The sequence below is a fragment of the Ostreiculturibacter nitratireducens genome (genome assembly GCF_032670585.1).
Classification (GTDB): Bacteria; Pseudomonadota; Alphaproteobacteria; order Rhodobacterales; family Rhodobacteraceae; genus Ostreiculturibacter; species Ostreiculturibacter nitratireducens.
The window spans coordinates 1-24,411 of record NZ_JAVQHL010000006.1 but is presented as its reverse complement, the minus strand read 5'-3'; the positions used below and the strand labels follow the sequence as shown (position 1 = coordinate 24,411).

General features: G+C 66.5%; 21 protein-coding genes and 1 pseudogene. 6 read left to right on the top strand and 16 right to left on the bottom strand.

Going from position 1 to position 24,411, the window contains the following annotated elements; translation table 11 throughout:
• Positions 1–108 precede the first annotated feature (108 nt).
• The 3 genes from ABCN56_RS19175 (at position 109) to ABCN56_RS19165 (ending at position 4,955) form a co-directional block, all read left to right on the top strand.
• Positions 109–2,517 (top strand): GcvT family protein, encoded by a 2,409-nt coding sequence (locus ABCN56_RS19175; RefSeq protein ID WP_343082449.1) that lies wholly within the window; start codon positions 109–111, stop codon positions 2,515–2,517.
• Entirely contained in the window at positions 2,514–4,067 is a 1,554-nt protein-coding gene (locus ABCN56_RS19170; protein WP_343082448.1) for a trimethylamine methyltransferase family protein, read from the top strand. Before ABCN56_RS19175 ends, ABCN56_RS19170 begins: the two co-directional genes overlap by 4 nt.
• Positions 4,068–4,283: 216 nt before the next feature.
• Positions 4,284–4,955: a TetR/AcrR family transcriptional regulator gene (locus tag ABCN56_RS19165; RefSeq protein ID WP_343082447.1), complete on the top strand. Its 672-nt coding sequence runs from the start codon at positions 4,284–4,286 to the stop codon at positions 4,953–4,955.
• A 214-nt stretch (positions 4,956–5,169) separates the two neighbouring features.
• Here ABCN56_RS19165 and ABCN56_RS19160 read toward each other — a convergent pair whose 3' ends face one another.
• The 13 genes from ABCN56_RS19160 to ABCN56_RS19100 form a co-directional block, all read right to left on the bottom strand.
• Complete coding sequence (locus tag ABCN56_RS19160) at positions 5,170–5,541, bottom strand: hypothetical protein (RefSeq protein ID WP_343082446.1); 372 nt, start codon at positions 5,539–5,541, stop codon at positions 5,170–5,172.
• A 9-nt stretch (positions 5,542–5,550) separates the two neighbouring features.
• Complete coding sequence (locus ABCN56_RS19155) at positions 5,551–6,243, bottom strand: ABC transporter ATP-binding protein (RefSeq protein ID WP_343082445.1); 693 nt, start codon at positions 6,241–6,243, stop codon at positions 5,551–5,553.
• Positions 6,244–6,245: 2 nt separating this feature from the next.
• On the bottom strand, positions 6,246–7,379 hold the full coding sequence (locus ABCN56_RS19150) for an ABC transporter permease (RefSeq protein ID WP_343082444.1): 1,134 nt from the start codon (positions 7,377–7,379) through the stop codon (positions 6,246–6,248).
• On the bottom strand, positions 7,376–8,524 hold the full coding sequence (locus ABCN56_RS19145; protein ID WP_343082443.1) for an efflux RND transporter periplasmic adaptor subunit: 1,149 nt from the start codon (positions 8,522–8,524) through the stop codon (positions 7,376–7,378). Before ABCN56_RS19145 ends, ABCN56_RS19150 begins: the two co-directional genes overlap by 4 nt.
• 4 nt (positions 8,525–8,528) lie before the next feature.
• Positions 8,529–9,128: a TetR/AcrR family transcriptional regulator gene (locus ABCN56_RS19140; protein WP_343082442.1), complete on the bottom strand. Its 600-nt coding sequence runs from the start codon at positions 9,126–9,128 to the stop codon at positions 8,529–8,531.
• 315 nt (positions 9,129–9,443) lie between these two features.
• Positions 9,444–10,352, bottom strand: coding sequence for an FAD:protein FMN transferase (locus ABCN56_RS19135; protein ID WP_343082441.1), 909 nt, complete (start codon positions 10,350–10,352; stop codon positions 9,444–9,446).
• Positions 10,353–10,355: 3 nt separating this feature from the next.
• A complete protein-coding gene (locus tag ABCN56_RS19130; RefSeq protein WP_343082440.1) occupies positions 10,356–10,922 on the bottom strand; it encodes a nitrous oxide reductase accessory protein NosL in 567 nt (188 codons plus the stop codon).
• On the bottom strand, positions 10,919–11,740 hold the full coding sequence (locus ABCN56_RS19125) for an ABC transporter permease (protein WP_343082439.1): 822 nt from the start codon (positions 11,738–11,740) through the stop codon (positions 10,919–10,921). The genes ABCN56_RS19130 and ABCN56_RS19125 overlap by 4 nt, the downstream gene beginning before the upstream one ends.
• Entirely contained in the window at positions 11,737–12,633 is an 897-nt protein-coding gene (locus ABCN56_RS19120; RefSeq protein WP_343082438.1) for an ABC transporter ATP-binding protein, read from the bottom strand. The genes ABCN56_RS19125 and ABCN56_RS19120 overlap by 4 nt, the downstream gene beginning before the upstream one ends.
• Positions 12,599–13,930 (bottom strand): nitrous oxide reductase family maturation protein NosD, encoded by a 1,332-nt coding sequence (locus ABCN56_RS19115; RefSeq protein ID WP_343082464.1) that lies wholly within the window; start codon positions 13,928–13,930, stop codon positions 12,599–12,601. Before ABCN56_RS19115 ends, ABCN56_RS19120 begins: the two co-directional genes overlap by 35 nt.
• Complete coding sequence (gene nosZ, locus ABCN56_RS19110; RefSeq protein WP_343082437.1) at positions 13,930–15,855, bottom strand: TAT-dependent nitrous-oxide reductase; 1,926 nt, start codon at positions 15,853–15,855, stop codon at positions 13,930–13,932. Before nosZ ends, ABCN56_RS19115 begins: the two co-directional genes overlap by 1 nt.
• Positions 15,856–15,866: 11 nt before the next feature.
• Positions 15,867–18,116 (bottom strand): 4Fe-4S binding protein, encoded by a 2,250-nt coding sequence (locus ABCN56_RS19105; protein WP_343082436.1) that lies wholly within the window; start codon positions 18,114–18,116, stop codon positions 15,867–15,869.
• Positions 18,116–18,580 carry a DUF2946 family protein gene (locus ABCN56_RS19100; RefSeq protein WP_343082435.1) on the bottom strand — a complete coding sequence of 155 codons (465 nt, stop codon included), beginning with the start codon at positions 18,578–18,580 and terminating at the stop codon, positions 18,116–18,118. Before ABCN56_RS19100 ends, ABCN56_RS19105 begins: the two co-directional genes overlap by 1 nt.
• Before the next feature lie 93 nt (positions 18,581–18,673).
• Between ABCN56_RS19100 and ABCN56_RS19095 the strand changes: the two genes are divergently transcribed.
• The gene (locus ABCN56_RS19095; RefSeq protein WP_343082434.1) at positions 18,674–19,150 is read left to right on the top strand and encodes an RrF2 family transcriptional regulator; all 477 of its coding nucleotides are present in this window, start codon (positions 18,674–18,676) and stop codon (positions 19,148–19,150) included.
• Positions 19,151–19,259: 109 nt separating this feature from the next.
• On the opposite strand, the gene ABCN56_RS19090 is transcribed toward ABCN56_RS19095, so the two are convergent.
• Positions 19,260–21,287: an oxidoreductase gene (locus ABCN56_RS19090; protein ID WP_343082433.1), complete on the bottom strand. Its 2,028-nt coding sequence runs from the start codon at positions 21,285–21,287 to the stop codon at positions 19,260–19,262.
• Positions 21,288–21,677: 390 nt separating this feature from the next.
• On the opposite strand from ABCN56_RS19090, the gene ABCN56_RS19085 reads away from it, so the two are divergent.
• Entirely contained in the window at positions 21,678–21,995 is a 318-nt protein-coding gene (locus ABCN56_RS19085) for an ArsR/SmtB family transcription factor (protein WP_343082432.1), read from the top strand.
• A gap of 55 nt (positions 21,996–22,050) precedes the next feature.
• Entirely contained in the window at positions 22,051–23,100 is a 1,050-nt protein-coding gene (locus tag ABCN56_RS19080) for a permease (RefSeq protein ID WP_343082431.1), read from the top strand.
• Positions 23,101–23,127: 27 nt separating this feature from the next.
• Here ABCN56_RS19080 and ABCN56_RS19075 read toward each other — a convergent pair whose 3' ends face one another.
• Positions 23,128–24,288 carry a CaiB/BaiF CoA transferase family protein gene (locus tag ABCN56_RS19075; RefSeq protein WP_343082463.1) on the bottom strand — a complete coding sequence of 387 codons (1,161 nt, stop codon included), beginning with the start codon at positions 24,286–24,288 and terminating at the stop codon, positions 23,128–23,130.
• Positions 24,285–24,411: pseudogene (locus tag ABCN56_RS19070) on the bottom strand (acyl-CoA dehydrogenase); the annotation flags it as partial. The pseudogene ABCN56_RS19070 and the gene ABCN56_RS19075, both read right to left, overlap by 4 nt.

The window sequence follows — 24,411 nt, the reverse complement described above, 5'->3', positions numbered from 1 at the left end:
CCGCGACCGGTTCAGGCGGCAGCTTGCCGGCGACTGGACAAAACTGTCTAGACGTCCCGACGGCCAATATGTAGCTTTTGACGAAAATCCGTTGCGGGAGGTGTGGACGTGAAATCTCATTACCGTGTCGTGGTGATCGGCGGTGGCGTGGTCGGCTGCTCGGTTCTCTATCATCTGGCCAAGTTCGGCTGGTCGGACGTCTGCCTGATCGAGCGGTCGGTCCTGACTGCGGGTTCGAGCTGGCACGCCGCAGGCGGTTTTCACGCGCTGAACGCCGATCCCAACATCGCGGCGCTCCAGGCCTATACGATCGACCTTCTGTCGCAGATCGAGAAGGAGTCGGGCCAGTCGGTCGGCATGCATATGACGGGCGGCATGACGCTCGCGGGCACCCCCGACCGCTGGGAATGGCTGCAATCGGCCTACCGCATCTTCCAGTCGATCGGGATCGAGGACGTGCACCTGATTTCGGCCGAGGAGGCGGGCAAGCTCTGCCCCGTCATGTCGACGGAGGGCATCCTCGGCGGAATGTGGGCGGAACGCGAAGGCTATGTCGATACGACCGGCACGGTGCACGCCTATGCCGGGGCGGCCAGGAAGAACGGCGCCGAGATCATCGAGCACAACCGTGTGCTGGAACTGCACCAGACGGACGACGGCTGGCGGGTCGTGACCGAAAAGGGCACGATCACCTGCGAACACGTGGTCAACGCCGCCGGTCTCTGGGCCAAGCAGGTCGGCCGCATGGCGGGGATCGAACTGCCAGTCTCGCCGCTCGCGCATCACTACCTTCTGACCGAGACGATCCCGGAGGTTGCCGCGCTCGACCGCGAATTGCCGCTCGTCGTCGATCTCGAGGGCTTCACCTACATGCGGCAGGACCAGAAGGGGATGTTGCTTGGCATCTACGAGATCGACCACAAGCACTGGATGATGGACGGGGCGCCGTGGAACTACGGCATCGAGCTTCTGCAGGAGGAACCGGATCGGATCGCGAGGGAACTGACACTCGGGTTCGAACGTTACCCGGTGCTGCAGAGGGCGGGCGTCCGCAACTGGGTCAATGGTGCCTTCACCTTCTCGCCCGACGGCAACCCGCTCGTCGGGCCGGTGCGCGGCAAGCGCGGCTATTGGTGCGCCTGCGCGGTCATGGCGGGCTTCCTCCAGGGCGGCGGCGTGGGCAAGTCGCTTGCCGAATGGATGATCCATGGCGAGCCGGAGGCTGACGTCTTCGGCATGGACGTCGCCCGCTATGGCCCGTTTGCCGAGAACAGGCAGTACATCAAGGAGACGACGGGGCAGTTCTACACCCGCCGTTTCGTGATGACCTATCCGAACGAACAGCTCCCCGCCGGACGGCCTTTGAAGATGGCGCCCGCGCACGATGCGATGACCGGGGCCGGCTGCCGCTGGGGCGTGAGTTTCGGGCTGGAAGTCCCTCTTTACTTCGCGCCCTCGCCGGATTTTGTGGAAAAGCCGACGCTCAAGCGTTCGAATGCCTTCGGCATCGTGGCCGAGGAATGCAGGGCCGTGCGCGAGGCGGTGGGGCTTCTGGATATCTCGGGCTTCTCGCGCTTTGAGGTGTCGGGGCCCGGGGCCGAGGCATGGCTCGACCATGTCATGGCCTCGAAGCTGCCGGCGCCGGGCCGCGCCCGGCTGGCCCCGATGCTGAGCGAGACCGGTCGCCTCAAGGGCGACCTGACGGTCTTCAACTGGGGCGATGGCACCTGGTGGATCATGGGCAGCTACTACCTGCGCGAGTGGCATATGCGCTGGTTCCATGACCACATGATGGATGGCGTGGACCTCCGCGACATCTCCGACGCCGTGGTCGGTTTCAGCCTCGCCGGCCCGAATTCCCGCAAGGTGATGGAAAAGCTGACTGACGGTCCGATCGGCGATCTGCCCTTCATGGGCTGCGGGACCTACGACATCGGCCTGATCCGCGCGAAGGTTGGCCGACTCTCGGTCGCGGGCGAACTCGGCTACGAGATCCACTGCTCCGCCGCCGAACACATCGCGCTGCGCCGGGCGTTGCTGGAAGCAGGCGAGGGGTCCGGAATCCGCGAGTACGGCTTCAACGCGCTCCTGAGCCTCAGGCTGGAAAAGAGTTTCGGCATCTGGTCGCGCGAATTCACCCAGGGCTATACGCCCGGTCAGACCGGAATGGACCGCTGGATCGCCTGGGACAAGGGCGGATTCGTGGGCCGGAAGGCTGCGCTGAAGGAACGAGACGGCGGCGGGCCGGATCAGGTGCTCGTGACGCTCGACGTCGCTGCGACGGACGCCGATGCGAGCGGGTACGAGCCGATCTGGAAGGACGGCAAGCGGGTGGGCTTCGTCACTTCAGGCGGATACGGGCACACGGTGGGCAAGTCGCTCGCCATGGCGATGGTCGATCGCGGCGTTGCTTCTGTGGGCACGGAACTCACCGTCCATGTCGTCGGACAGGAGCGCAGGGCGGCGGTCATCGCGCCATCCCCCTATGACCCGGAAGGAAAGGCGATGCGCGGATGACTATGCAGAACGAGACGGGCGTCCGCACGCGCCGCCGACGGGGCGGGGCCCCGGCCGGAGACGCTCCCGCGCGGCCGGTGAACTACCACAGTCTGCGCAATCCGTTCCCGCCCGTCCCGGTCTTCACCGACGACCGGGTTGCCGCGATCCACGACACCGCGCTTCGGGTGCTGGAGGAACTCGGCATCAAGGTCCTGCTTCCCGAGGCTCGCGCGCTCTACAAGGCGGCGGGAGCACGGATCGACGAGGGCAGCCGGATGGTCTTCATCGGCCGCGACATCGTCGAGGCCGCGCTGACTTCCGCACCCCGGTCCTTCACGCTGCATGGCGCTGTTCCCAAGCGCGACCTTCTGATGGAACTCGGTACCCTCAGTTTCCAGTCGGGCGCCGGCGCGCCGAACGTTACGGACCATTTGCGCGGCCGCCGGCCGGGCAAGCTCCGTGACGTGATCGAACTCACGAAGATGGTTCAGCATTTCGACGCGATCCAGATGCTGAGCCCGGGCGTGGAGCCGCAGGACGTGGACGCCGCTGTCCGCCACTATGCCTTCACCCGCGCGCAGCTGACGCTGTCGGACAAGATCCCCTTCATATTCTCGCGCGGAACGCAGCAGGTGGCGGACTGCTTCGAGATGCTGCGCATCGTGCGCGGTTTGTCGGAGGACGAGTTCCGGGCCGCGCCGCACTGCTACACGATCATCAACACCAACTCGCCCCGCCAGATCGACGTGCCGATGGCGCAGGGGTTGACCGACTTCGCGCGGGCCGGCCAGCCCTCGATCGTGACGCCCTTCTGCCTGATGGGGGCGATGGCGCCGGTCACGGTCGCGGGCGCGCTGACGCTCAGTCATGCCGAGGCGCTCGCGGGGATCACGCTGACCCAGCTCGCCCGGCCCGGCGCGCCGGTGCTGTACGGGGCCTTCGCCTCGAACGTCGACATGAAATCGGGCGCGCCCGCCTTCGGCACGCCCGAGCAGGTCAAGGCGAGCCTAGGCTCGGGCCAGCTCGCCCGCCTTCTCGGCCTGCCCTGGCGCAATGCCGCGGGCTGCGCCGCCAACATCAACGACGCGCAGGCGGCACACGAAACGCAGATGAGCACCTGGGGCGCCGTGCTCGCCGGGGCCACGGTCGTGATCCACGCCGCGGGCTGGATCGAGGGCGGGCTGACGGTCTCCTACGAAAAGTTCATGACCGACATGGAGATGGTCCAGATCTTCGCCGAACTCTGCGCCGAGACACCCGCCGAGGACGCCGAGATCGCCTTCGACGCGCTGGCCGAAGTCCAGCCCGGCGGCCACTTCTTCGGCTGCGCCCATACGATGGAGCGGTATTCTTCCGCCTTCTACGAACCGGTCGTCGCCGACTGGTCGAACTTCGGCACCTGGACCGAGCGCGGGGCGCTCGACGCGTCGGAGCGCGCGACCGGCATCTGGCAGCGTGTCGTCGACGAGCATCAGCCGCCGGCCTCCGTGCAGCCCGACCGCGTCGCCGCTCTCGACGAATTCATCGCCCGGCGCAGTGCCGAAGGCGGCGCACCGCCGGACAGCTGACTGGCCTTCGGAGGTGTCCATGATCGTCCGTCCGAGCTTCGGTCCCACGGCAACGGCCCATCGCATCGCCGCGCCATCTTTGCGCAAGTCGGTTGCCGATCTCGCCTGGAAGGGGCGTTTCCGCGGAACTTCCCGGCTTCGCCACCTTTCGCTGTCGCCGCGCCGGTCCGATGTCGTGGCCCGCAGGCTGCGGAAGACCCTGGAAGGCAAACAGCAATGACGGACAAGGTCAAACCGGTCGCGCCGGCCGCAGAGCACTCCGCTGACTCTCTTTCGGGCAACGTCAAGGCCACCCGCGAGGATTGGCTCAATGTCGCGCGGGACCTGCTGGTCAGTGACGGTGTGTCCGAAGTCAAGGTTCTCACGATCGGCACCCGCCTCGGCGTTTCCCGCTCCAGCTTCTACTGGTACTTCAAGAGCCGCAAGGATCTGCTCGAACAGTTGCTCGCCGATTGGGAGGCGACGAACACCGGCATTCTGCTGAAGCACTGCACCATGCCCGCGGATACGATCACCGCCGCCGTCTGCAACCTGTTCCGGTGCTTCATCGCGCCCGACGGCTTCAACTATCAGCTCGACTTCGCAGTGCGCGAATGGGCGCGCCGCGACGGTTCGGTGCGCCGCGTGATCGACCGCAGCGACGCGGCCCGCACCCGTGCGATCACCGCGATGTTCGAGCGGTTCGGATACGACCCCTACGAGGCCGAGGTTCGCGCCCGGGTTCTGTATTACCAGCAGATCGGCTACTACGCGCTCGATCTCGCCGAACCGCTGGAGGAGCGGCTGGAGCGGGTCGAAGGCTATCTCCATGCCTTCACCGGCGTGAAACCGCGGCCGCAGGAGGTGGCGGCGTTCTACGCTTACGCCCGGCAGCAGAGTGGGACGTGAGGCGATAATCGATGGCCCCAATGAAAAGCGGTCCTCCCTGATGGATGCCTGCTGAGCCTGTCGCAGGACCAGGAAACGCCCCGAAAGAGAGACGGGTCCGAAGGAGTCACAAACAGACTTCGGCAGTCAGTAGGACGGTTTCGCAGGATCGGTCGGTAGTCGAAGCGGTCCTGCTGAGCGGCGGAGAGGCATGAACCCGCCGGTGGTTCGCGGGTCAGGCCGCGCGCAAGGCTATGACGGCAATGGCCGTCCAGACCGCGGTGCGCAGGATCATGGCGCCCATCGTCCGCAACTCGTAGGCACCGCCCTGCAGGACGTGCCAGAGGAAGGCAAGGAACACGGCCGCGGTGGCCAGCAGGATGCCCAGCGACAGAACTCGCCCCCATGCCGCTCCGCGCCAGAGGCCAAACCCCGCCAGCACATAGGCAAAGCCCGCGCCAAAGTTGAACCACAGCACGAAGGGCACGACATCGCCCATGTCGGCCCCTCCGAACAGGGCGCGGCCGCCCGAAACGACCGTCAGGGCTCCGAACACAATCGCCACGATGGCGGCGATCTTCATTGAACGCGATGTTGCAGGTGTCATGGGTTCCTCTCAGCTATCCAGAAGCCGCCCATCGCGCAGATGGATCAGCCGGTCGAAACGGTCGAATATCTTCTCGTCATGGGTGACGGTGACGATGCACGCCTCCTGCTCTTCGGCGAGCTTGCGCAGGAGGTCCATCACCAACTGCGCGCGCTTGCTGTCGAGGGCTGCCGTGGGTTCGTCCGCCAGGATGATGCGGGGGCGGTTCGCCAGCGCCCGGGCGATCGCCACGCGCTGCGCCTCTCCGCCTGACAGATGGGCGGGTTTTTCCCGGGATCGATGGGCGACCTCCAGGTAATCGAGGAGTTCCAGCGCCCGCTTCTGCCCCTTGTCCAACGGCCAGCCCGCCAGGTCGAGGACCACCGAGACGTTTTCCTCGGCCGTGAGGAAGGGCAGCAGGTTATGCGCCTGGAAGATGAAGCCGATCTTGTCCAGCCGCAGCTTTCGCAGATCACGGCGGAGCCAGCGTCCGTCGAATACAGGTTCATTCTCCAGCTTCACGCGGCCGGACGACGGATCGAGGATGCAGCCGATGATGTTCAGCAGCGTCGTCTTGCCCGACCCCGACGGCCCCAGAAGCGCGATCACCTCGCCGGCCCTGACCTGAAGGTCCACCCCACGCAGCGCGTCGACGCGGGTCTCTCCTTCGCCGTAGTGCTTGGCGACGCTCTGCAGGTCGATCAGGAGGTCACCCAGTGCCATGCTCAGCTCCCAAGGGCGGTCGCCGGATCGACCTTCAGGGCCGCGCGCACTCCGAGGGCGGACGCGGCGAGACAAACCACGACGATGATCCCTGCAAGCACGAGGGCGTTGAACGGCTCCAGCAACACGCGGCGCGGGAAATTGTCCTTCACCAGGAGGATCAGCGCGAGGCCGATCCCCCAGCCAGACGCTCCAAGGATCAGCGCCTGCTGCACGATCAGCCCGACGATGGTGCGGTCCGGCGCGCCGATCAGTTTCAGCGTGGCGATCTGCTTCAGCTTCTCCATCGTCATCGTGTAGATGATCAGCGCGATCACCACGGCGCTGACGGACAGCAGGATTCCGAGGAAAAGGCCGATCTGCCGCCTGGCACGGTCCACGACGGAAGCGACGAGAAGGTTCTCCTGCTCGGCCTGCGTCAGCGCCGCGAGGTGTTTCCACTGGCGCACGGTTGCGGTCAGAAGCTCGACGTCCGCGCCCGGCTCCACCCGCGCGATCACGGCGGCCACGTTCTCTCCTGACTTCGGGGCGCCGCCGCGCGCGGCCTGCACCCGCGCCGCCGCCGGGTCGAGGTCGGTCTGGAGCTTGATGGCGTCTGCGAGCGTGACGTAGACCGCCGGATCGCCGCCCGAATTCATCGCCTCCTCGACCAGCCCGACCACGGTGAACCTGTCGCGCCCGAGACGGATGGTGTCACCGATCCGAAGGCCGGCCTTGCGGTCGGCCACCATCTCGAAGTGACTGGCTCCGATCCCGCGTCCCTCTGCGATGGTCCTTGGCCCGCCCGGGCGTCCGGGCTCGTGGCCAATGACGTAGAGCCTGGGCGTGTCGCCCCCGTGGCTTGCCTCGACGGTCTGATAGGTGATCGCGCCCACCGCCGCGACGCCCGGCATGCGTGCCACCGCGTCGCGCGTGTCCGCCGGAATGGAAGAGGCTTCGGCGAAGGGGCCCTGCGTTCCGGATTCGACCACCCAGACATCGGCGCCCGGGGCCTTCACGATGGCCAGCGCGTCCGCTACCAGGCCATTGTAGATGCCGATCATCGCCAGCACGACCGTCATCAGGAGGCCAAGGCCGAAACAGGTCAGCACGAAGCGGAACAACCCGTGGCGGATGTCCTTGAGCGCGAGGTTCATGATGCGGGCTCTGCCATTCGGGCAAGACGTCCCTCATCCGCGCCCTTGGGCGGGGCTGCGACCACGGTGGCGCCGTCGGGCAGGCCGCCCGTGACCTCGACCCGGCCGCGGTCATCCCGAGCGCCGAAGGTCAGTTCGACCTCGTGCAGCCGCCCGTCCTGCACCGTCCAGACCTTGCCCAGATGGCCGTCGAAGCCCGCGATCGCCACCTCTGGCACCATGAGCGCTCTCTCCCGGGTGCCGGTGGTGATCCGCACCTCGGCCTGCTCGCCCAGGAACATCTCGGAAGGGCAATCGCCGCAGGTCAGCCAGACCCGGCGTTCCTCGTTCACCCGGTCGCTTTCCAGCCCGATCCGGGAGACGGTGCCGTGGAATTCATCTCCCGGGCGCGAGCGGAGGCGGATCGTGCCCGGCTGGCCAAGTGCCAACTGGCCTGCGCGTTCCTCGTCGACATAGGCTTGAATCCAGATCGTCTCTGGATCGATGAGCGTGAAGATCGGATCGCCCGCCTTCACCACGGCCCCCGCCTCGGCGTGGCGGGCCACGACCAGGGCATCGTAGGGCGCGGTCAGGCTGTGATGAGCAAGCAGCGTTTTCTCGAGCCTCAGCGCCGCCGCCGCATCGGCCCCCTGGGCGCGGATCACTTCCACCTCCGCCTCGGAGACCGCGAGGTCGGCGCGGGCCACGTCGACGTCCCGCTGCGCCTCTTCGGCGCGCTGGATCGAGGCGACGTCCTGCCTGACCAGATCCTGCTGCCGCCTGTTCGCGGCCTCGCGCTGAGCCAGCACGGCGCGGGCCCGCAACACTGCGGCCTCCGCCTTCGCCAGGTTCGCCGCGTTTGCCGCGAGCGCCGCCTCGGCTCGGGCGACCCGCGCCTCCTGCTCGGCGGGATGCAGCGCCGCCAGGTCCTGCCCCCGGACGACCGCGTCTCCGTCATCGACCGACAACTCGGTCAGCATCGCGCCCACTTCGAACCCGACCTTGCTGAGGATCCGGGCCTCGACTGTTCCGAGGCCGTAGATCCGCAGCACAGTGTCGCTCTCCGGCTCGACGATCGAAACCACGAGCGGCCGCTCCGACAGGAACAGTGCCCCAATCCCGATCGCCACAACGGCTGCGCCGCCAAAGATCAAGCCCCGTCGCATCGTTCTATTCCTTCGTTTCGCCAACCAGGAGCTGCAGTTGCACGTCGAGAAGCCGCAACCCTTCCTCGACCAGCGCGAACTCGCGCGAGCCAAGCGACCAGCGGATCGCCACTCCCTGAACGAGAGAGGACAGCAGCACCGCGGCGTCCGCAGGTTCGATATCCCGCCGCACCGCGCCAAGCTGCTGGGCTTGTCCGATTTCCGTTGCCAGAACAGCGTGGAAGGCACCCAGACGGTCTCGGAACAGCCGGCGAAGCTGGTCGTTCTCCACGTTCAGCTCTCGCGAAAACAGGAGCATTGGCATTGCTGGCGTGGATTTGATCTGGGCCAGTTGTGCGCCGACGAGCGCCCGCAGCCGCTCAACCGGCGCGTCTGTCGAACGGAGCGCGACATTCCACGCCTCGCCCAACTGATCGGACACCTGTTCGGCGACGGCCTCCCACAGTGCGGCCTTCGACGGGAAGTGCCGGAACAGTGCCGCCTGCGTCACGCCGATGGCCTGGGCGACTGCATTCGTTGTAACCCGGTCCGGACCTATCCGGTCGGCCAGATCAAGAACCGTCCGAACGATCTCGGCCTTTCGAATGTCAGCTGGTTTTCGCACGACTCATTCTCTAGTAAGTGAGTGCTTACTTACTTAACGGGCCGCCGCTGCACAGTCAATCGCCCTGAAGCGTCACCGGTTCGACCGGCCAAGCGACGATCATGCCGCCTCCCAAGTCGACAGAAGGGGTGGCGCGTTTTTTTTCGGAAGCGGGTCACACGCTCGCGTTAACCCCGAAGGCAACAGGAAGGGGCGAGCAACCTCCAAGAAAGGTGCGCGCCGCGGGCAGGGGGCCTCGCAAGGTCATCCGAGGACGTCGAGAAAGTCGCTTGCCCGTCTGAAGGGGCTTTCCAAAGCAAGGCTGGAAGGCAGCGCTCAGACTTCGACGGCGGCCTCAAGGCGTGCCGACTGGAAGAAGGAGATCATCTCGGAAAGACGGTTCCGGTCTTCGGCCAGGCATGCCGCTGTGGACAAGGCGTCTGCCACGGCGGCGGAGGGGGCCGAAACACTGACGGATTGCCAGCGCGGCGCAACCGGGCGGCCGATGCGCGGGTCGAGTATATGCCCAAGCCGCCCTTCGCGGTCAAAGACCGTGCCAAGTGGCGCTGAGGTCGCGAGCGCCCTGCCTCTTAGGCCGAGACTGCCCCCGCCTGCCAACTGCACCGGCCAGTCCCCACCCTGGGGCTGCCCTCCGAGGGCGCGAAGCTCGCCCGTGTCTATGAGCACGTCCGTCAGCCCCTCGCCTGACAGCAGGGCCGCGACCCGGTCGGCAATGTAGCCCTGGGCGATGCCGTTCAGCGTGATCGCCATTCCCGGTCGAAGGGTGATGGCGCCGCTGTCCAATCCGACGCCGCGCCAGCCGGTCCGGGCCATCGTTCCGGCAACTTCGTCTTCGCTGGGGGCACGCCCCTCCACGGCCGCTTCGGCGTGAAGCGCCCACAGCGGCTGAACGGTCGCATCGAAAAGCCCGCCCGTCGCCTCATGCACCGTCCCGGCAAGCGAAAGGCACTGCAGCAATTCGAATGGCGGGGCCGCAAGCCGCCCCTCGGCGTTCAGGCGCGACAGGGCCGAGCCCTCGCGATAGAGGCTGAAGACATTCTCCAGCCGGTCTATCTCGGCCATGGCACGGGCGGTGATCGCCTGGGCCTCGGGATGCGCCAGCCGGATCGTCGCGCGTGCGCCGAGGGCGGTGCCCTGCCAGACATGGAGAGTCTCGGCGCGGGCAACAGGCGCCATCCCCACCGCGGCAGCGGAAATGGCCAGGAAACGTCGGCGAGTGAGCATCGTCTAACCTCCGGTCTCGCGCGTCAGGGCGCGCAAGCGTTCTTCGAAATCGCCATCGCCAGGTGCGACGGCATCGCTTTCAAGGTTCACAGGGGTCAGCACTTCGGCGTCTGGAATCGCCGACAATCGCATGACCTTGCCCCCGTGTTCGGCGGCGAAAGCCGCGGCCTTATCGGGATCGGCGAATGGCACCATTTCAGGCGCGCCCATGCCGCCGATGCGGCGCGAACCGACGACGTAGTGGGCCTCGCCCGCGGCAATCCAGTTGCCGGCGCCTGTGTCTTCCCAGCTCGGCGCAGCCCCCATGTCGTTTACGTAGATGCCGACGATGGCGTGGCTTTGTTCCGGCATCCGGGCATAGGCGACGGCGTCGCGCACCTGCGAGAAGAACAGCGGCGCGCCAGGAAGGCCCTCAAGATGCACCTGCGCCTTGGGGCCCGGATGTTCCAGAAGGTTCATCTGGCAGTAGTGGCCCAGAGCGTCCGCCGTCAGCGGCACCGGGTCGGGAAGCTGGGCGGCTTCCTCCTTGCACGCGGCGAGAAGAAGTATGAGTGCGATCGCGCGTTTCATGGCGTGACCCTCCGGAAGGCGAGGGTGGCGAGCCCAAGGGCCGCGAAGGGCCAGATCAGGACCGACAGCATGGATTGCCAGACCGGAATGACCCCGGCTGCCCCTCCGACGCCGGCGGCGGCGGCCGTCGCCTCTGAGGCCGACAGGTTGAACAGCCGAAAGGCATCGGCGGGGTTGGCCAGCAGTGCAAGCGGAAAGACGTCGGTCGTGAAAGCCCCGCCGTCGTCGGCCACGACCGCGGCGAGAAGGCCGATGTCGTAGAGGACGACAAGGCCGAGCCACAGTCCGATCGCCAATCCCGCTGCCCCCGACGGCCGTCGCGCAAGCGACGACAGGGCATAGCCTGCACCGAGGAATGTCGCGCCAAGAAGAACGGACGACCACGACAGCCGCCACAGCGCGGGCAGTCCCCCGGCCGCGCCGGGGTCGACCGCGATCGCGGCCCCGGCCGCGATGCCGTAGCCCACGGCCACGGCCAGCGCCAGGATCGCCAGATGCGCGAAGAGCTTGCCCAGAAGGACTTCGCCGCGCGACACCGGATAGGTGAGAAGCAGCGGCAGCGTGCCGCGTTCGACCTCGCCGGCAACGGCATCGAAGGACATCAGAAGCGCCACCAGCGGCACGAGGTAGACCGACAGCGATGTGAGCGAGGCCACTGTCACCGAAAGCCGGTCGGCCCCCACCGCCCCGGTCGGGGCAGAACCCGCGGCGGACAGGACCAGCGAGAACAACGCCATCAGGATGACGGCGATCGCTACCCATCGGTTGCGCAGCGCGATCCGGAATTCGGATGCAGTGGTGGCCAGGATGCGGTTCATTGCCCGTCCCTCCGGCTGAAATGGGTGTAGATGTCCTCGAGGCTCGGCGGCTGAACCTCGAGGTCAGCGACCTTGTCGCCAAAGCCGGTGATCGTGCCGAGGACCGCGAGTTTCTCCTCTTGCGCGCAGGTCAGGCGCAGGGTCGGTCCCGCCTGGATGCCACGCGGAAGCGCGGCGGCGATCTGGGGCGCGTAGCCATTACGCGCGGTAACGGTCATCGTCACCGGCAGGGCCGCCTTCCGGCGCAAATCCGCCAGCGGCCCCTCGGCCACCAGACGCCCACGGGAGAGGATCGCGATCCGGTCGGTCCGGGCCTCAACCTCGGTCAGTGCGTGGGAGGACAAGAGGATCGCGGCGCCTTCGGCGACGAGTTCGTCCAGAAGCGCGTAGAAGTCCCGCCGGGAAACGGGGTCAAGGCCGCTCGTCGGTTCGTCGAGAACCAGAAGGCGCGGTTGCCCGATCAGCGCCTGCGCCAGGCCGACGCGTTGGCGCATGCCCTTGGAATAGGTTCCTATCCGACGTTTGGCGGCATGGGCCAGGCCCACGCGTTCCAGCAGTCCCATGGCCAGCGATGCGCTTTCGCCGCGCAGCGCGAGGTAGTGGCGGATCTGCTCCAGCCCCGTCAGCGCGGGATGGAAGGCCACGTTTTCCGGCAGATAGGCGACCTTCCGGCGCGCCTCGCCACTTCCCGGCGCCGCTCCCGTCACCGAGACCTCGCCGGAGTCATAGGGGATCAGGCCGAGGATGACCTTCATCATCGTCGATTTCCCGGCGCCGTTATGGCCCAGCAGCGCCACCCGCTCGCCCGGGGCAACCGCGAGCGAGACGTCCGACAGGGCGTTGACGCCCTGATAGGACTTAGTGAGCCGCGATATCGTCAACGTCGATGTCATCGTATCCTTCCTCGTCCCACCGCCCTGCGACCTCCGCCTCCATGGCGGCGAGTTCGGCGGGAACTGGGATTACATTTGGAGTCATGAGCGGGTGGCTGTCGATCACGCCGCCGGGAAGAGTTGCGGGGAAGTTCGCCTGGCTCCAGCGGATCAGCTGGACGGCGGGCGCCCCAAGGAGAAGACTGGCCGCTGGCTGCGACCAGAGAATGTGGTCCATCAGGTCATTAGGCCGGAACTGGCTGTCGGCAATCCCGTCCCCGTCCAGGTCGAAGGCCGGGTGGTCGGACCAGAAGTTGCCCTTGCCTTCGAAGCTCCATTCGATGTTGCGGGTGCCGACGTATTTCACTTGGGTCCGGTTCCCGATGAAGGCGTTTTCCGTCAGGACGTTGCGTTCCGAACCTGCGGTGAAATGGATGCCGATGTCGCACCCTTCGAACCGGTTGTTCCAGATCAGGTTCTTGTGTGCGTTGTAGATGAACAGGCACTTCTCGGCCCCGCCCCGGACGAGGTTGCCCGCGACATCCGCGTTGTTGGCATAGTTCAGCATGACCCCCTGGCCCCGGTCGCCCAGGCTCAGGTTGTCCTTCAGGACGATCCGGTCCGAGAACATCAGGGCAAACCCCAGGTGGTTGCCGATGCTCACGTTCCCCGAGACCTCGGAGTTGTTCGTATACATGTAATGAACCGCGAAGCGCAGATCGCGGAACAGGTTGTTTCGGTATGTCCCGTCCCTCGACGCGTTCGAGAAGATGCCGTCCCGCCCGTAGCGGACCTCGTTGTCCTCGACCAGCGTGCCGGGGGAGTTCCAGACATAGATGCCGTTGCCGCGGTCGTTCATGCGCGGGTTCTGCGTGCCGGTGATCGAGTTGCCCCGCACGACCGCATCGAGCCCGCCGTGCACGTCCACGCCGTGCAGGTTCTCGACCAGCCGGTTGCCCTCGATCAGGGCGCGATCAGCGCCCTTGACGATCTTGATGCCGGCGTCGAGCGCCTCGCCGTTTTCGCCGGATCCCGTCACGGTCAGCCCGCGGACGACCACATCGTCGGCCGTGATGGTGATGACGGTGCCTTGGCCAAGTGCGTCGATCTCGGCTCCGCGTCGCCCTTCCAGCGTCAGGCTGCGGTCGATCGTGACGGCGCCGAGATAGGCCCCACCTTCAAGTATCAGCACATCGCCGGGGGAAGCCCCGGCGATGGCCGTCTGCAAGGTGCCTGCCCCCGGCACCACGCGCAATTCCTCCGCCCCGGCAGGCAGGGCTAGAAGAAGGCCGAGGATCAGGGGCAGGCGTGCCATCATCATGCGCCTTTCGGTTCCACGAACATGCGTCCGCGCATCTCCATGTGGAGAGCGTGGCAGAACCACTGGCAATAGTACCAGTAGACGCCGGGCTGCGCCGCGGTGAACGTGACCGAGGCGGTCGCTTGCGGACCGACCTCCATCGCCACGCCGTGGTTGCCCATGGTGAAGCCGTGGGTCAGGTCGTCGATGTCGTCGAGGTTCGTGACGATCACCGTGACCTCGTCGCCCTGCGTCACCGTGAAGCTTTCGAGCGCGAACTGCGGCGCCTGGCTCGACATGTAGACCCTGACCTTGTTGCCGTCGCGGATCACCGTATCCTGCCAGTCGTCGAGGTCCACCCCGTCAGCCTCGGCCTGCTTGCGCGCCTCGGCCCACATCGGGTCCTGACGGTTCCAGACCGACAGCGGGTTCACCTTCGAGGCATGGACGAGGATCGAGTCGTGCGGCTCGGCGAAGGTCGGGCCGTCATGCGCGAGCACGAGGTTGTCGCCGTCGATGACGAAGAGCTGCTCGTTCTCGGGCTTCAGGGGGCCGACGTTCAGGAACCGGTCCTTCGAGAACTTGTTCATCGAGATGTAGTACTTCGCCGCCGCGTCGAGCGTCTCGCCCTCCGCCGTCGAGTTGTGGCCCGGCTGGTAGTGGACGTCGGTCTTCGACAGGATCGGGTCCTCGCCGGCGACGGCCTTGTCGAGGTTCCACTTCACCACCTGGCTGTCGAGGAAGAGCGTCGTGTAGGCGTTGCCCTGCCCGTCGAAACAGGTGTGAAGCGGCCCAAGCCCGAGCTCGGGTTCGGCCACCACGGCCGAGCGCGGCTCGGCGCCCTCGTAGAACACCGCGTCGAGCTTCCTGACGTCGATCACGCTGACAGTCGGCGAGAGCTTGCCCCCGATGCACAGGTGCACCCGGTCCGGCGCCATGTTGCAGCCGTGCGGGTTGTTCGGGATCGGAATGTAGCGGACGTAGTTCTTCTCCGAGCCCTTGCGCCCGTCGATCACCTTCACGCCGTTCAGTTCCTGGAAGTCGCCCGCCTCGATGCCCTTCTCGATCTCGGCGATGTTGAAGACGACCACGTGGTCCATGTCGGCTGCCGTCATGTCGGCGAGGTTCATCCCCATCTCCGAGTTGTAGGAGGTGGAGAAGGCGTATTTGCCGTCGTAGTCGGCGTCGGTGTTGTCGAGGTTGCCCGTCACCATCACCTGCCAGGCGATGGTCATGTCGTCCGCGTTGATGGCGGTGTAGAAGTTCACGTACTGCGACGGATCGTCGAGCACCTGGCCGTCGTTCACGATCGGCACCTCATCCTCGCCGTTGGCAAAGACGTAGTTGGTGCGCGGCCATTTCTGCGGACGCAGACCGTGAATGCCCTTGGCGTTCGGGATCTCGATGATCTTGTCGGGCTTCATCACGTCGCAGCGCACGCGCGCGACGCGGGTGTTGGCCTTGTCGTTCATGAAGAGGAAGCGGCCGTCGTACTTGCCCTCGGTGAAGGACATGTGGACGTGGTGCAGGTCGCCGTTGCGCGGGAATTCCAGGCCGTTCGCGGCGAGGTATTCCTTCGTCTTCTCGGTCAGGCCCTCGGTGAGGATCTTCTTCGATTCATTGGTGATCCCCCAGCCGGTGGCCGAGCAGATGTTGAACACCGGCACGCGCATCAGCTCCCGCATCGACGGGATGCCGAGAATGCGCATCTCGCCGGTCTGGCCGGACGACCAGAAGCCATAGTATTCGTCAAGCTGGCCGGGTGCGACGGCCGCCGCCTCGGCTGCGCGGGCGACCGACGTGCCGGCCAGTGTCGCGGCCCCGACGGCCCCGCCGGTCAGCGCAAGACGCCCACCGCCGAGAGCGCCGGCCAGCGCCGCGCCGCCCGCTGTTGCCCCGAGAAGACCCCGGCGGCTGATCCCAGTTTTCTGTCCCTGTGACATGGGATTTCCTTTCAGTTGGAGGGTTGTGGTTTGGTCAGGTTCGGATGCGCGCCGACATCACGGATTGGGCCGGCGGCAACCGCTTCGCGCCGCTTCATCTTCTTGATGACGACGGGGCAAATGGATTTGGACTGGTAGAGCACTTGGCAATGCAGGCAGTTCAGGCACTCGTTCGGGTTGATCTCGCCCGTGGGATGAATGGCCTGGACCATGCATTGGTTCGAACAGGTCTGGCACGGGTTTCCGCACTCACGGTAGCGTTTGAGCCAGTCGAACATTCTCAGCCGCGCGGGAATGGCCAGCGCCGCACCCAGCGGGCAGAGGTAGCGGCAATAGAAGCGCTCGACGAACAGTCCCGCGATCAGGAGAGCCGCCGCGTAGGCGACGAAGGGCCAGGCGCGCACGAATTTCAGGACGATCGCCGTCTTGAACGGTTCGACTTCGGCCAGGTGTTCCGCCTGCTCGATGCTCATCAGCGATACGCCGAAGAGGCCGAGGAAGATCATGTACTTCACCGGCCAGAGCCGTTCGTGCAGCCCCCAGGGCAGCGTCCACTGCGGAATGCGCAGGGCCTTGGCGAAGCGGTTCAGGAGTTCCTGCAAGGCGCCGAAGGGGCAGAGCCAGCCGCAATACGCCCCGCGTCCCCAGAACAGGAGCGCCGCGGCGACGGAGAACCAGAGGATGAAGGTCAGCGGGTCCAGCAGGAATGCCTGCCAGCTGAACCCCGAAACCAGCGCGCCGAACAGCGCCATCAGGTTCACGACGGAAAGCTGCGCGTTGGCGTACCAGCCCAGGAAGACCAGCGTCACGGACAGGAACCCGATGCGGAACCAGAACAGGAACTTCTCGTTCCGTGTTGCGTAGCCCTGGAAGAAGAACACCGCCGTCAGGACCAGGAGCATCGCGGCCAGGCCGGAGATCTGGGTGGTCTTGTCCTCCCAGATGCGCCGCCACAGGGCCTGCTGGGCTGCGCCCTCCTCCTGTTCGGCCACCGCGACCGCGGCACCGGGGGCCTCCGCAGCCTGGGGCTGGGCGACGGCGCGGAGATAGCTTTGCGGCAGCTGGTAGGCCAGGTCGAAGGTGGTGAAGAGCTTCTCGATCGCGCCGACCTCGCGCTGGACGAGGAGTTGCAGCCTGAACGGTTGCGAGGGATCGAAACCCGCATCGGCCGGGATCTTGAACAGATCGGCCTCGGTGAAGGCGGGTGCGCCCTCGGCCGCCAGTGAGACGACCCGCTTGTGCCCGCGGTCCCGGAAGCGCACGGACACGTCGTCCTGGATCAGAACGATGCGGTCAAAGATGCCGCCGCGCACGTAGCCCGATCCCTTGAAGGAATAGAGCCCGCGCCCGACCACCAGGATCGCGTGTTCGCCTTCGCCAAGCCAGTTGGCGAGGTTCGCGTACTCGGCCTCGCCCAGAAGGGCCTTGCCGATCGCGGGCACCGAAACCAGCGCCGTCTGCATCTCGATGAAGGTGGTTTCGGGCGCCTCGCTCAGGGGCCTTTCGGCGCCCCGGCTGTCGTCCATCGCCGCGAAGGCCGCGTTTACCTGCCCCACGTCCAGAGAAAGGCGGCGCAGGGTCCCGTCGCCTTCAAGTGTCATCCAGTCGGCGGCCGCCTGTGCTTCGGGGTCGATCTCGAAGGTCGGGCCGCTCGCGGCCGCCTCTTGCGCAAGGCCCCCGAGCCCCAGCGCCCGGGCCACTTTCAACCCGGACCGGACGACGGAATCGTCGATCACCATCACCGTGACCGTCGCGCCCGAAATGATATCGAGCTCGTGCGCCGTGCCGCCGCTCTGCGCTTCGGCCACCAGGTCCAGACCCACGTAGTCCGCCGCCAACGCCTTCATCTTCGCATCGGGAATGCCGATCAGGACGATGGGTTCCGAATGCTTGACGAGGTTGACGCCGATGATCCTGGCGTCGCTGTCCACCGCCACCATCGTGTGGATCGGCTTGCCCGAATAGCCTGTGGTGCCGACGAAATCGGTGGTGATGAAGGCCCAGCCTATGACGTCGCGCCCCTTGAGGACGGGCGCGACCGGCACGTCTTCCCGGATCGGACCATAGCCTTCGGCCCCGGCGACGAGCTGTCCGGCCGGAACCTCATCAAGAAAATGCAGGATTTCGGGTTCGCGCCCTTGTGCCGCAGCCGGCGGCGGGCAGAGGGCGATCACGAGGGCAATTGCGAAGAGCCAGACGGAGGGGAGGACGTGGCGCCAGCTCGGCAGGTCAGGCAGTCGAGGAGACTTGGACAGGAACATCAATCAGACTTTCTCGGGGGAGCCCGCGCCGGATGTGAGGACCAGGTGCGGACGTGCAACATCGGGCGCCGTGCGGGCCAGACGTAATGGCGGAATGAAGCGGGAACGGACGGGTGTGCCTCGCCTGGCGTCAGGGCGGCGGCGCCGAGCGAAAGACAGAACGCACAGGTTCTGCACTCATGCTGCGGCTCATCCTCAACGGGGTTGCCCTGATCGTCGATCGTAATCGTGATTGCCCCGTCGCCCGAACAGAGGACCACCTTCGTGGTCGAGTTTGCGAACGCATTCATCTCCACGCCGGCCACGGCCTCGGCCAGCCCCGACAGCGTCAGGCTCGACGCGAGGAGCAGGAAGGTCAGGAGATGGCAGATTCTGCGATACATGCGCGGAAACTGTTCTTTCTCCGCGTCGGCCACCTTGATATGGGTCAAACAAAATGATCTTTTTTCGCCCCAGATTGGCATCGAGACCGGACCGTTCGACACACGGGCAAAGGGTGGTCCATCTGGCCAGAATAGCGCCAACTTCCGGCGCACCTTCCGGAGGCAACCTAACGTATGCGCCTGACCAAGTTCACAGACTTCGCCCTGCGAATCCTTCTCCTGACGGCCAGCGAGAGGACGGACCGCCTTACCATCGAGGAGGCGGCGGAGCGCTTCGGGATATCGCTAAGCCATGCGAAGAAGGTCGTGCTCACGCTGTCGCGTGCGGGCTATCTGAGGGCCAGCCGCGGCCGCACTGGTGGCATTGCATTGGGTCGCGAACCGGAAGACATCAATCTGGGTGCGGTGATTCGCCTCACCGAACCCGACTTCGGGTTGTTCGAATGCTTCCTGCCGGGAAACCAGTGCATTCTCAGCCGGGCTTGCCGTCTTCCCCCGGTGGCAAACGAAGCGCTTCAGGCCTTCGTCGCTGTCTTCGACCGCTACACGCTCGCGGATATGCTGGTGCGTCCGGGGCTGTTCGTCGCAGCCCATTCTGAGGAGGTGCAGCCCCGTCGCGGTCCGATCCTTCCCAAACCCGCGTCAGCCTGAACGCCGTCCCCCCGAAGAATCTCCGGCCGGCTGGTCCGGGCTTCGACGGGGGTGGGACAGGGCTGTCCCGGTTGGTGGGCAGCTTCGGCGGGGGTGCTCCGGCGACGCGTCATATTTCCTTGCAGGTGCGGAGCGCATCGAGGACGGCAGCGTGGATGTTGCGGCCGGCCACGGCATCGCCGATCCGGCCGAGGAGATAGCGGCCCTTCGGGTTGCAGCGGACGAACGGATCGCGCCCGGCGATAAGGGCCGCATGGTCAAGCTGGCCGAGGTTGGACGCTTCCGGCTTAAGTGCATGAAAGAGAGCGTCGTTCGGGACCACGCCCTGTTCGACGACGACATGATCGACCAGCCGGGTCTCTGTCTTTCCGGTCAACACATGGCGAAGCGTCGCGCGGCGGCGGGCGCCCTCGGCGGAAACGGCGATCAGCTCGTGGAGGCAGGTGAAGCGCACCCCGTCCCGCGCGAGTTGGCGAAGCGCCACGGCCGAGGTCGTCGGTCCGAGATCGTGGAGCGGGGTGCGGTCCGGCGTCACCCATTCGACGGCGCATCCGGCCTCGGCCAGATGATCGGCGGTGACCGCCGCGGGGTGGTCGCCCGCCTCGTCCGTCAGGAGCACCTCACCCTCCGGCCGGGCAGCGCCCGAAAGGATGTCCCAGCTGGACACCGTGAGACCGCCGCCCGGGATCGCCGGGCCTTCAGGCCAGCCGCCGGTCGCGACGATGACGGCTTCGGGCGCTTCGGCCAGCACGTCTTCGGCCTCGGCATAGCTGTTGAGCCGGACGTCGACGCCAAGCCGCGCGACCTCGGCGATGAGCCAGTCGGCAATGCCCAAAACCTGACGCCGCACCCGGCCCTCGGCGGCGAGCAACAGCTGGCCGCCGAGGCGGTCGGCGGCCTCGAAAAGCACGACATCATGGCCACGCGACGCCGCTACCCGCGCGGCTTCTAGCCCGCCGGGACCGCCGCCGACGACTACAACCTTGCGCCGTGTTTCGGCTTTGCCGATCACGTGGGGCAGCACCGCTTCGCGTCCCGTCGCGGCATTGTGGCCGCAGACGGCGGGCTTGCCCTGGTTGACGCGGTCGACACAGTAGCCAAGCCCGACGCAGGGGCGGATGCGCTCGTCATCGCCGCGCATGAGTTTTGCGACCAGGTGCGGGTCGGCCATTTGGGCGCGCGTCATGCCGACGAGGTCGACATGGCCCTCGGCCACGGCGTGCCGCGCGGTGGCGATGTCGGCGATGCCGCCGGCATGGAAGACCGGAAGTCCGGTCGCCTGGCGGATTCGGCCCGCGATGGGCAGGTGCGGCGCCGACGGCATGCCCATCGGCGGCACCCATCCGGCAAGTCCCAGATCATCATAGGGAGCGCCTGCGAGCACGTTCAGGAAATCGACTGCGCCCGCCTCCGCCAGCATCCGCGCCGCCGCGACGCAATCGTCCGCGGAAAGCCCGCCTTCGGACAACTCGTCCCCGGTGAGGCGCAGTCCGACGATGATCTCTGGCCCGACCGCCGCTCGCACTGCGCGCAGAACCTCGACCGTGAGCCGGAGCCGGTTTTCGAGAGGCCCGCCGTATTCGTCCTTCCGGTCGTTGACCAATGGCGAGAGGAACTGGCCCAGCAGGTGAGAATGCGACAGGATTTCGATCCCGTCGAAGCCGCCCTCCTGGCAGCGCCGCGCGGCGGCGGCGAAATCGTCGATGACGCGGGCAATGTCTTCCGCCTCCATCGCCTTGGGGAAGGCGCGATGCGCCCGTTCCCGCCGCCCCGAAGGACCGATGACCGGCAGCCAGTAGCCATCATCCCAGGCTGTGCGACGACCCATGTGGGTGATCTGGCACATCACCGCCGCGCCGTGGGATTTCACGCCTTCGGTCAGCTTCTGGAACCACGGGATTATGCTGTCGTCGCCCGCGTAGAGCTGGCCGAAGACCGAAGGGCTGTCGGGGGCGATATTGGTCGAGCCGCCGATCATCGTCATCCCGATTCCGCCCTTCGCCTTCTCCTCATGGTAGAGCCGATAGCGGTCGCGCGGGTGGCCGTCCTCGACGAAGTTCGGCGCGTGCGCCGTGCTGATTATCCGGTTCCGGATCGTCAGGTGGCGGAGTTGAAAGGGTTCGAGGAGGGGGTCCATGGATGCTCCGGGGCGGTGACGCATTGACGCCTTGGTGGAGTTTGGCGCGCGTTCGCCGCGCCCGGAGGCGCCGGTGCGACATGGGTCGGTCAAGTTGCGACGGTAAGACTCCGCTCGGACCCGAGCCGGGAGTCTGCTCGCCAGGCACGGTCAACGGCTGCCCGGCTGGCGGGCCCGCCGCCTCTTGGGCGAGCGGCGTTTCCTCGGCGCGGGCGGGTTTTGGCAACCTTTGCCTTCGCCTGAAGGCGCGGCCCTCGCCACGGCGGTGGGAGTGCCGGTCGAGGCGCCGGCGATCGTTCCGCCGGTGGCAGCTTCCGACGGGACTCTACTGCGGTTCCAGTTCGCGGAGAAATGACTCGACAAAACCAGATTTGTAGTTATTTTGTACCCATGACCACGACCAGTCCCAACGCCCGCGCACTTGCCGCTCTCGGCCACGACGCCCGCCTGTCGATCTTCCGTCTGTTGGTGAAGGCCGGGGACGAGGGATTGAGGGTGAGCGACATAGGCGAGTATCTCGGGCTCGCCCCTTCGACGCTGGCGCATCACCTCTCGACGCTGGTCGATGCGGGGCTCGTCCTGCAGGAGAAGCAGGGGCGCGAGGTCTTCAACAAGGTAGACTACCCGGCCATGAACCGCGTCGTGAGCTTCCTTACCTCGGAATGCTGCGCCGGGATCGGAACACGTCCATCGGAGGATGCGGCATGAGACGCGCTCAAGCTTTCTCTCGCCCCGAAACAACCACGAATCTGGAGGTTTGGTTATGACCGACACGACAGTATCCAGCCTCGGTCCGCGGTCAATCCTGCGAAATCTCTGGAAGGATCAGCGCGTCTGGCTGACCTCGGCCCTCATCCTAGCCTTGCTCGCCCTCTTCGACCTGCAGCAAGCGATCGAGAGTGCGCGCTTCGCCGGCGCCGCGCTTCTGCACACCGCGCCCTACCTCGTGCTCTCGATCGCCATTGCCGCCTGGGCTGGCGCTACGGGCGCGGACAACCTGATCGCCAAGGCCTTCACCGGCGCGCCGCTGCTGATGATCGCCTTGGGGGCGCTGGCGGGCGGGCTCTCGCCCTTCTGCTCCTGCGGGGTGATCCCGTTGATCGCGGCGCTTCTGGCGATGGGCGTGCCGCTGTCGGCGGTCATGGCCTTCTGGCTCGCGTCGCCGATCATGGACCCCTCGATGTTCGTGCTGACAATGGGCGTGCTCGACCTCGAGTTCGCCGTGGCGAAGACCCTCGCTGCCATCGGGCTGGGCGTGTTCGGCGGCACCGTGGTGCATGTCTTAGCACGTGGCGGGGCGCTCTCAGATCCACTGCGTGAGGGCGTGGGGAACGGCGGCTGTGGCGGGGCCAGGGTGCGCGCGCCGAAGCCCGTGGCCTGGCGCTTCTGGACCGATTCAGAACGGCGCGCCAGGTTCGCCAAGACCGCCCGGACGACAACGCTGTTCCTTGCCAAGTGGCTCACGCTCGCCTTTCTCATCGAAAGCCTGATGCTGGCCTGGATCCCGGCCGAGACGGTCACCGCCGTGCTGGGCGGCACCGGCCTGATGCCGATCGCCATGGCGACGCTGGTGGGCGTCCCGGCCTATCTGAACGGCTACGCCGCGCTGCCGCTTGTCGGCGGGTTGATCGAGCAGGGCATGGCGCCGGGTGCCGGCATGGCCTTCCTCGTCGCGGGCGGCGTCACGTCAATCCCCGCGGCCATGGCTGTATGGGCTCTGGCACGGCCGCCGGTCTTTGCGCTTTACATCGCGCTCTCGCTCTCGGGGGCCTTCGCGGCGGGGCTTCTGTTCCAGCTCTGGCAGTTCGTCTGAGCGGATCGCGTTGACTGCCCGCTGCAGTCAATCCTGGGGCTGCCCGGTCTCGCCGAAGCCTGCCGCCCGCACTTCGGCGCCATGCTCGTCAAGCTTGGGGGCGGTGCGTTCGAGGATCAGTTGACTGTCCGAAAACCGGAGCGGCGACCGCACACCGTCGACACCTTGGGGCCGGATCCTCAGCCCTCGGGCCGCGATCTGTTGGTCGTCGAAGACCTGGGCGATCGTATTGATCGGGCCGACCGGAACCTTGACGTCCTGGAGCGCGGCGATGAGCGCATCGCGGGGCCAGTGCCGTGTCGCGGCCGCCAGCTGTTCCACAAGCTCGTCGCGCCGGGCCACGCGGTCGGCATTCGAGGCGTAGCGCGGATCCGCGGCCAGGTCCGGTCTTTCGAGCACATCGCACAGGCGCCGGTACTGCGCGTCGTTTCCCGCAGCGATGATCATGTCGCCGTCCGCGACCGGAAAGACCTGATAGGGCACGATATTGGGATGCGCGTTGCCCGTGCGGACGGGCGCCGCACCGGTGGCGAAATAGTTCATCGCCTGGTTCGCCAGGATGCCGGTCGCGCTGTCGAGAAGCGAGATGTCGACATGCTGCCCGCGGCCGGTCCGCGCCCGTTCCGCCAGCGCCGCCTGAATGCCGATGACGGCGTAGAGGCCCGAAAAGATATCGGTGACGGCGACTCCGACGCGCTGCGGCTCTCCGTCCGGGGCGCCGGTGATGGACATCAGCCCGGACATGCCCTGGATCAGGTAATCGTATCCCGGCCGGTCAGCGTAGGGACCGTCCTGGCCGAATCCGGTGATCGAGCAATAGACGAGGCCCGGGTTCAGTTTGGAGAGGGTAGGGTAGTCGAGCCCGTATTTCGTCAGTCCGCCGACCTTGAAATTCTCGATCAGGACGTCCGCTTCGGCGGCGAGCCCCGTGACGAATTCCTGACCTTCGGCTGTCGCCAGGTCCACCGCCACGGACTTCTTTCCCCTGTTGCAGGCGTAGAAATACGCGGCCGACCGGTCTTCTTCCCGTTCGATGAACGGCGGGCCCCAGGTGCGCGTGTCATCGCCCCCCGGGGCCTCGACCTTGATCACCGTGGCGCCCAGATCCGCCAGCGTCTGTCCGGCCCAAGGACCGGCCAGGATGCGCGCCAGATCGAGAACCTTCAGTCCGGAAAGCGGAGCCATCAGAAGAACGCCTGGAGGCCGGTTATCGCTCGACCGAGGATGAGGGCGTGGACGTCGTGCGTGCCCTCGTAGGTGTTGACGGTCTCGAGGTTGGCCATGTGGCGCATGACCTGGAAGTCCTCCTGG

Bases quoted from the DNA above. Each gene is read 5' to 3' on its own strand.
- ABCN56_RS19125 (WP_343082439.1), bottom strand. From the start codon at position 11,740: ATGAACCGCATCCTGGCCACCACTGCATCCGAATTCCGGATCGCGCTG.
- ABCN56_RS19115 (WP_343082464.1), bottom strand. From the start codon at position 13,930: ATGATGGCACGCCTGCCCCTGATCCTCGGCCTTCTTCTAGCCCTGCCT.
- nosZ (WP_343082437.1), bottom strand. From the start codon at position 15,855: ATGTCACAGGGACAGAAAACTGGGATCAGCCGCCGGGGTCTTCTCGGG.
- ABCN56_RS19100 (WP_343082435.1), bottom strand. From the start codon at position 18,580: ATGCCAATCTGGGGCGAAAAAAGATCATTTTGTTTGACCCATATCAAG.
- ABCN56_RS19090 (WP_343082433.1), bottom strand. From the start codon at position 21,287: ATGGACCCCCTCCTCGAACCCTTTCAACTCCGCCACCTGACGATCCGG.
- ABCN56_RS19155 (WP_343082445.1), bottom strand. From the start codon at position 6,243: ATGGCACTGGGTGACCTCCTGATCGACCTGCAGAGCGTCGCCAAGCAC.
- ABCN56_RS19095 (WP_343082434.1), top strand. From the start codon at position 18,674: ATGCGCCTGACCAAGTTCACAGACTTCGCCCTGCGAATCCTTCTCCTG.
- ABCN56_RS19150 (WP_343082444.1), bottom strand. From the start codon at position 7,379: ATGAACCTCGCGCTCAAGGACATCCGCCACGGGTTGTTCCGCTTCGTG.
- ABCN56_RS19160 (WP_343082446.1), bottom strand. From the start codon at position 5,541: ATGACACCTGCAACATCGCGTTCAATGAAGATCGCCGCCATCGTGGCG.
- ABCN56_RS19080 (WP_343082431.1), top strand. From the start codon at position 22,051: ATGACCGACACGACAGTATCCAGCCTCGGTCCGCGGTCAATCCTGCGA.
- ABCN56_RS19135 (WP_343082441.1), bottom strand. From the start codon at position 10,352: ATGCTCACTCGCCGACGTTTCCTGGCCATTTCCGCTGCCGCGGTGGGG.
- ABCN56_RS19170 (WP_343082448.1), top strand. From the start codon at position 2,514: ATGACTATGCAGAACGAGACGGGCGTCCGCACGCGCCGCCGACGGGGC.
- ABCN56_RS19105 (WP_343082436.1), bottom strand. From the start codon at position 18,116: ATGTTCCTGTCCAAGTCTCCTCGACTGCCTGACCTGCCGAGCTGGCGC.
- ABCN56_RS19145 (WP_343082443.1), bottom strand. From the start codon at position 8,524: ATGCGACGGGGCTTGATCTTTGGCGGCGCAGCCGTTGTGGCGATCGGG.
- ABCN56_RS19120 (WP_343082438.1), bottom strand. From the start codon at position 12,633: ATGACATCGACGTTGACGATATCGCGGCTCACTAAGTCCTATCAGGGC.
- ABCN56_RS19130 (WP_343082440.1), bottom strand. From the start codon at position 10,922: ATGAAACGCGCGATCGCACTCATACTTCTTCTCGCCGCGTGCAAGGAG.
- ABCN56_RS19165 (WP_343082447.1), top strand. From the start codon at position 4,284: ATGACGGACAAGGTCAAACCGGTCGCGCCGGCCGCAGAGCACTCCGCT.
- ABCN56_RS19085 (WP_343082432.1), top strand. From the start codon at position 21,678: ATGACCACGACCAGTCCCAACGCCCGCGCACTTGCCGCTCTCGGCCAC.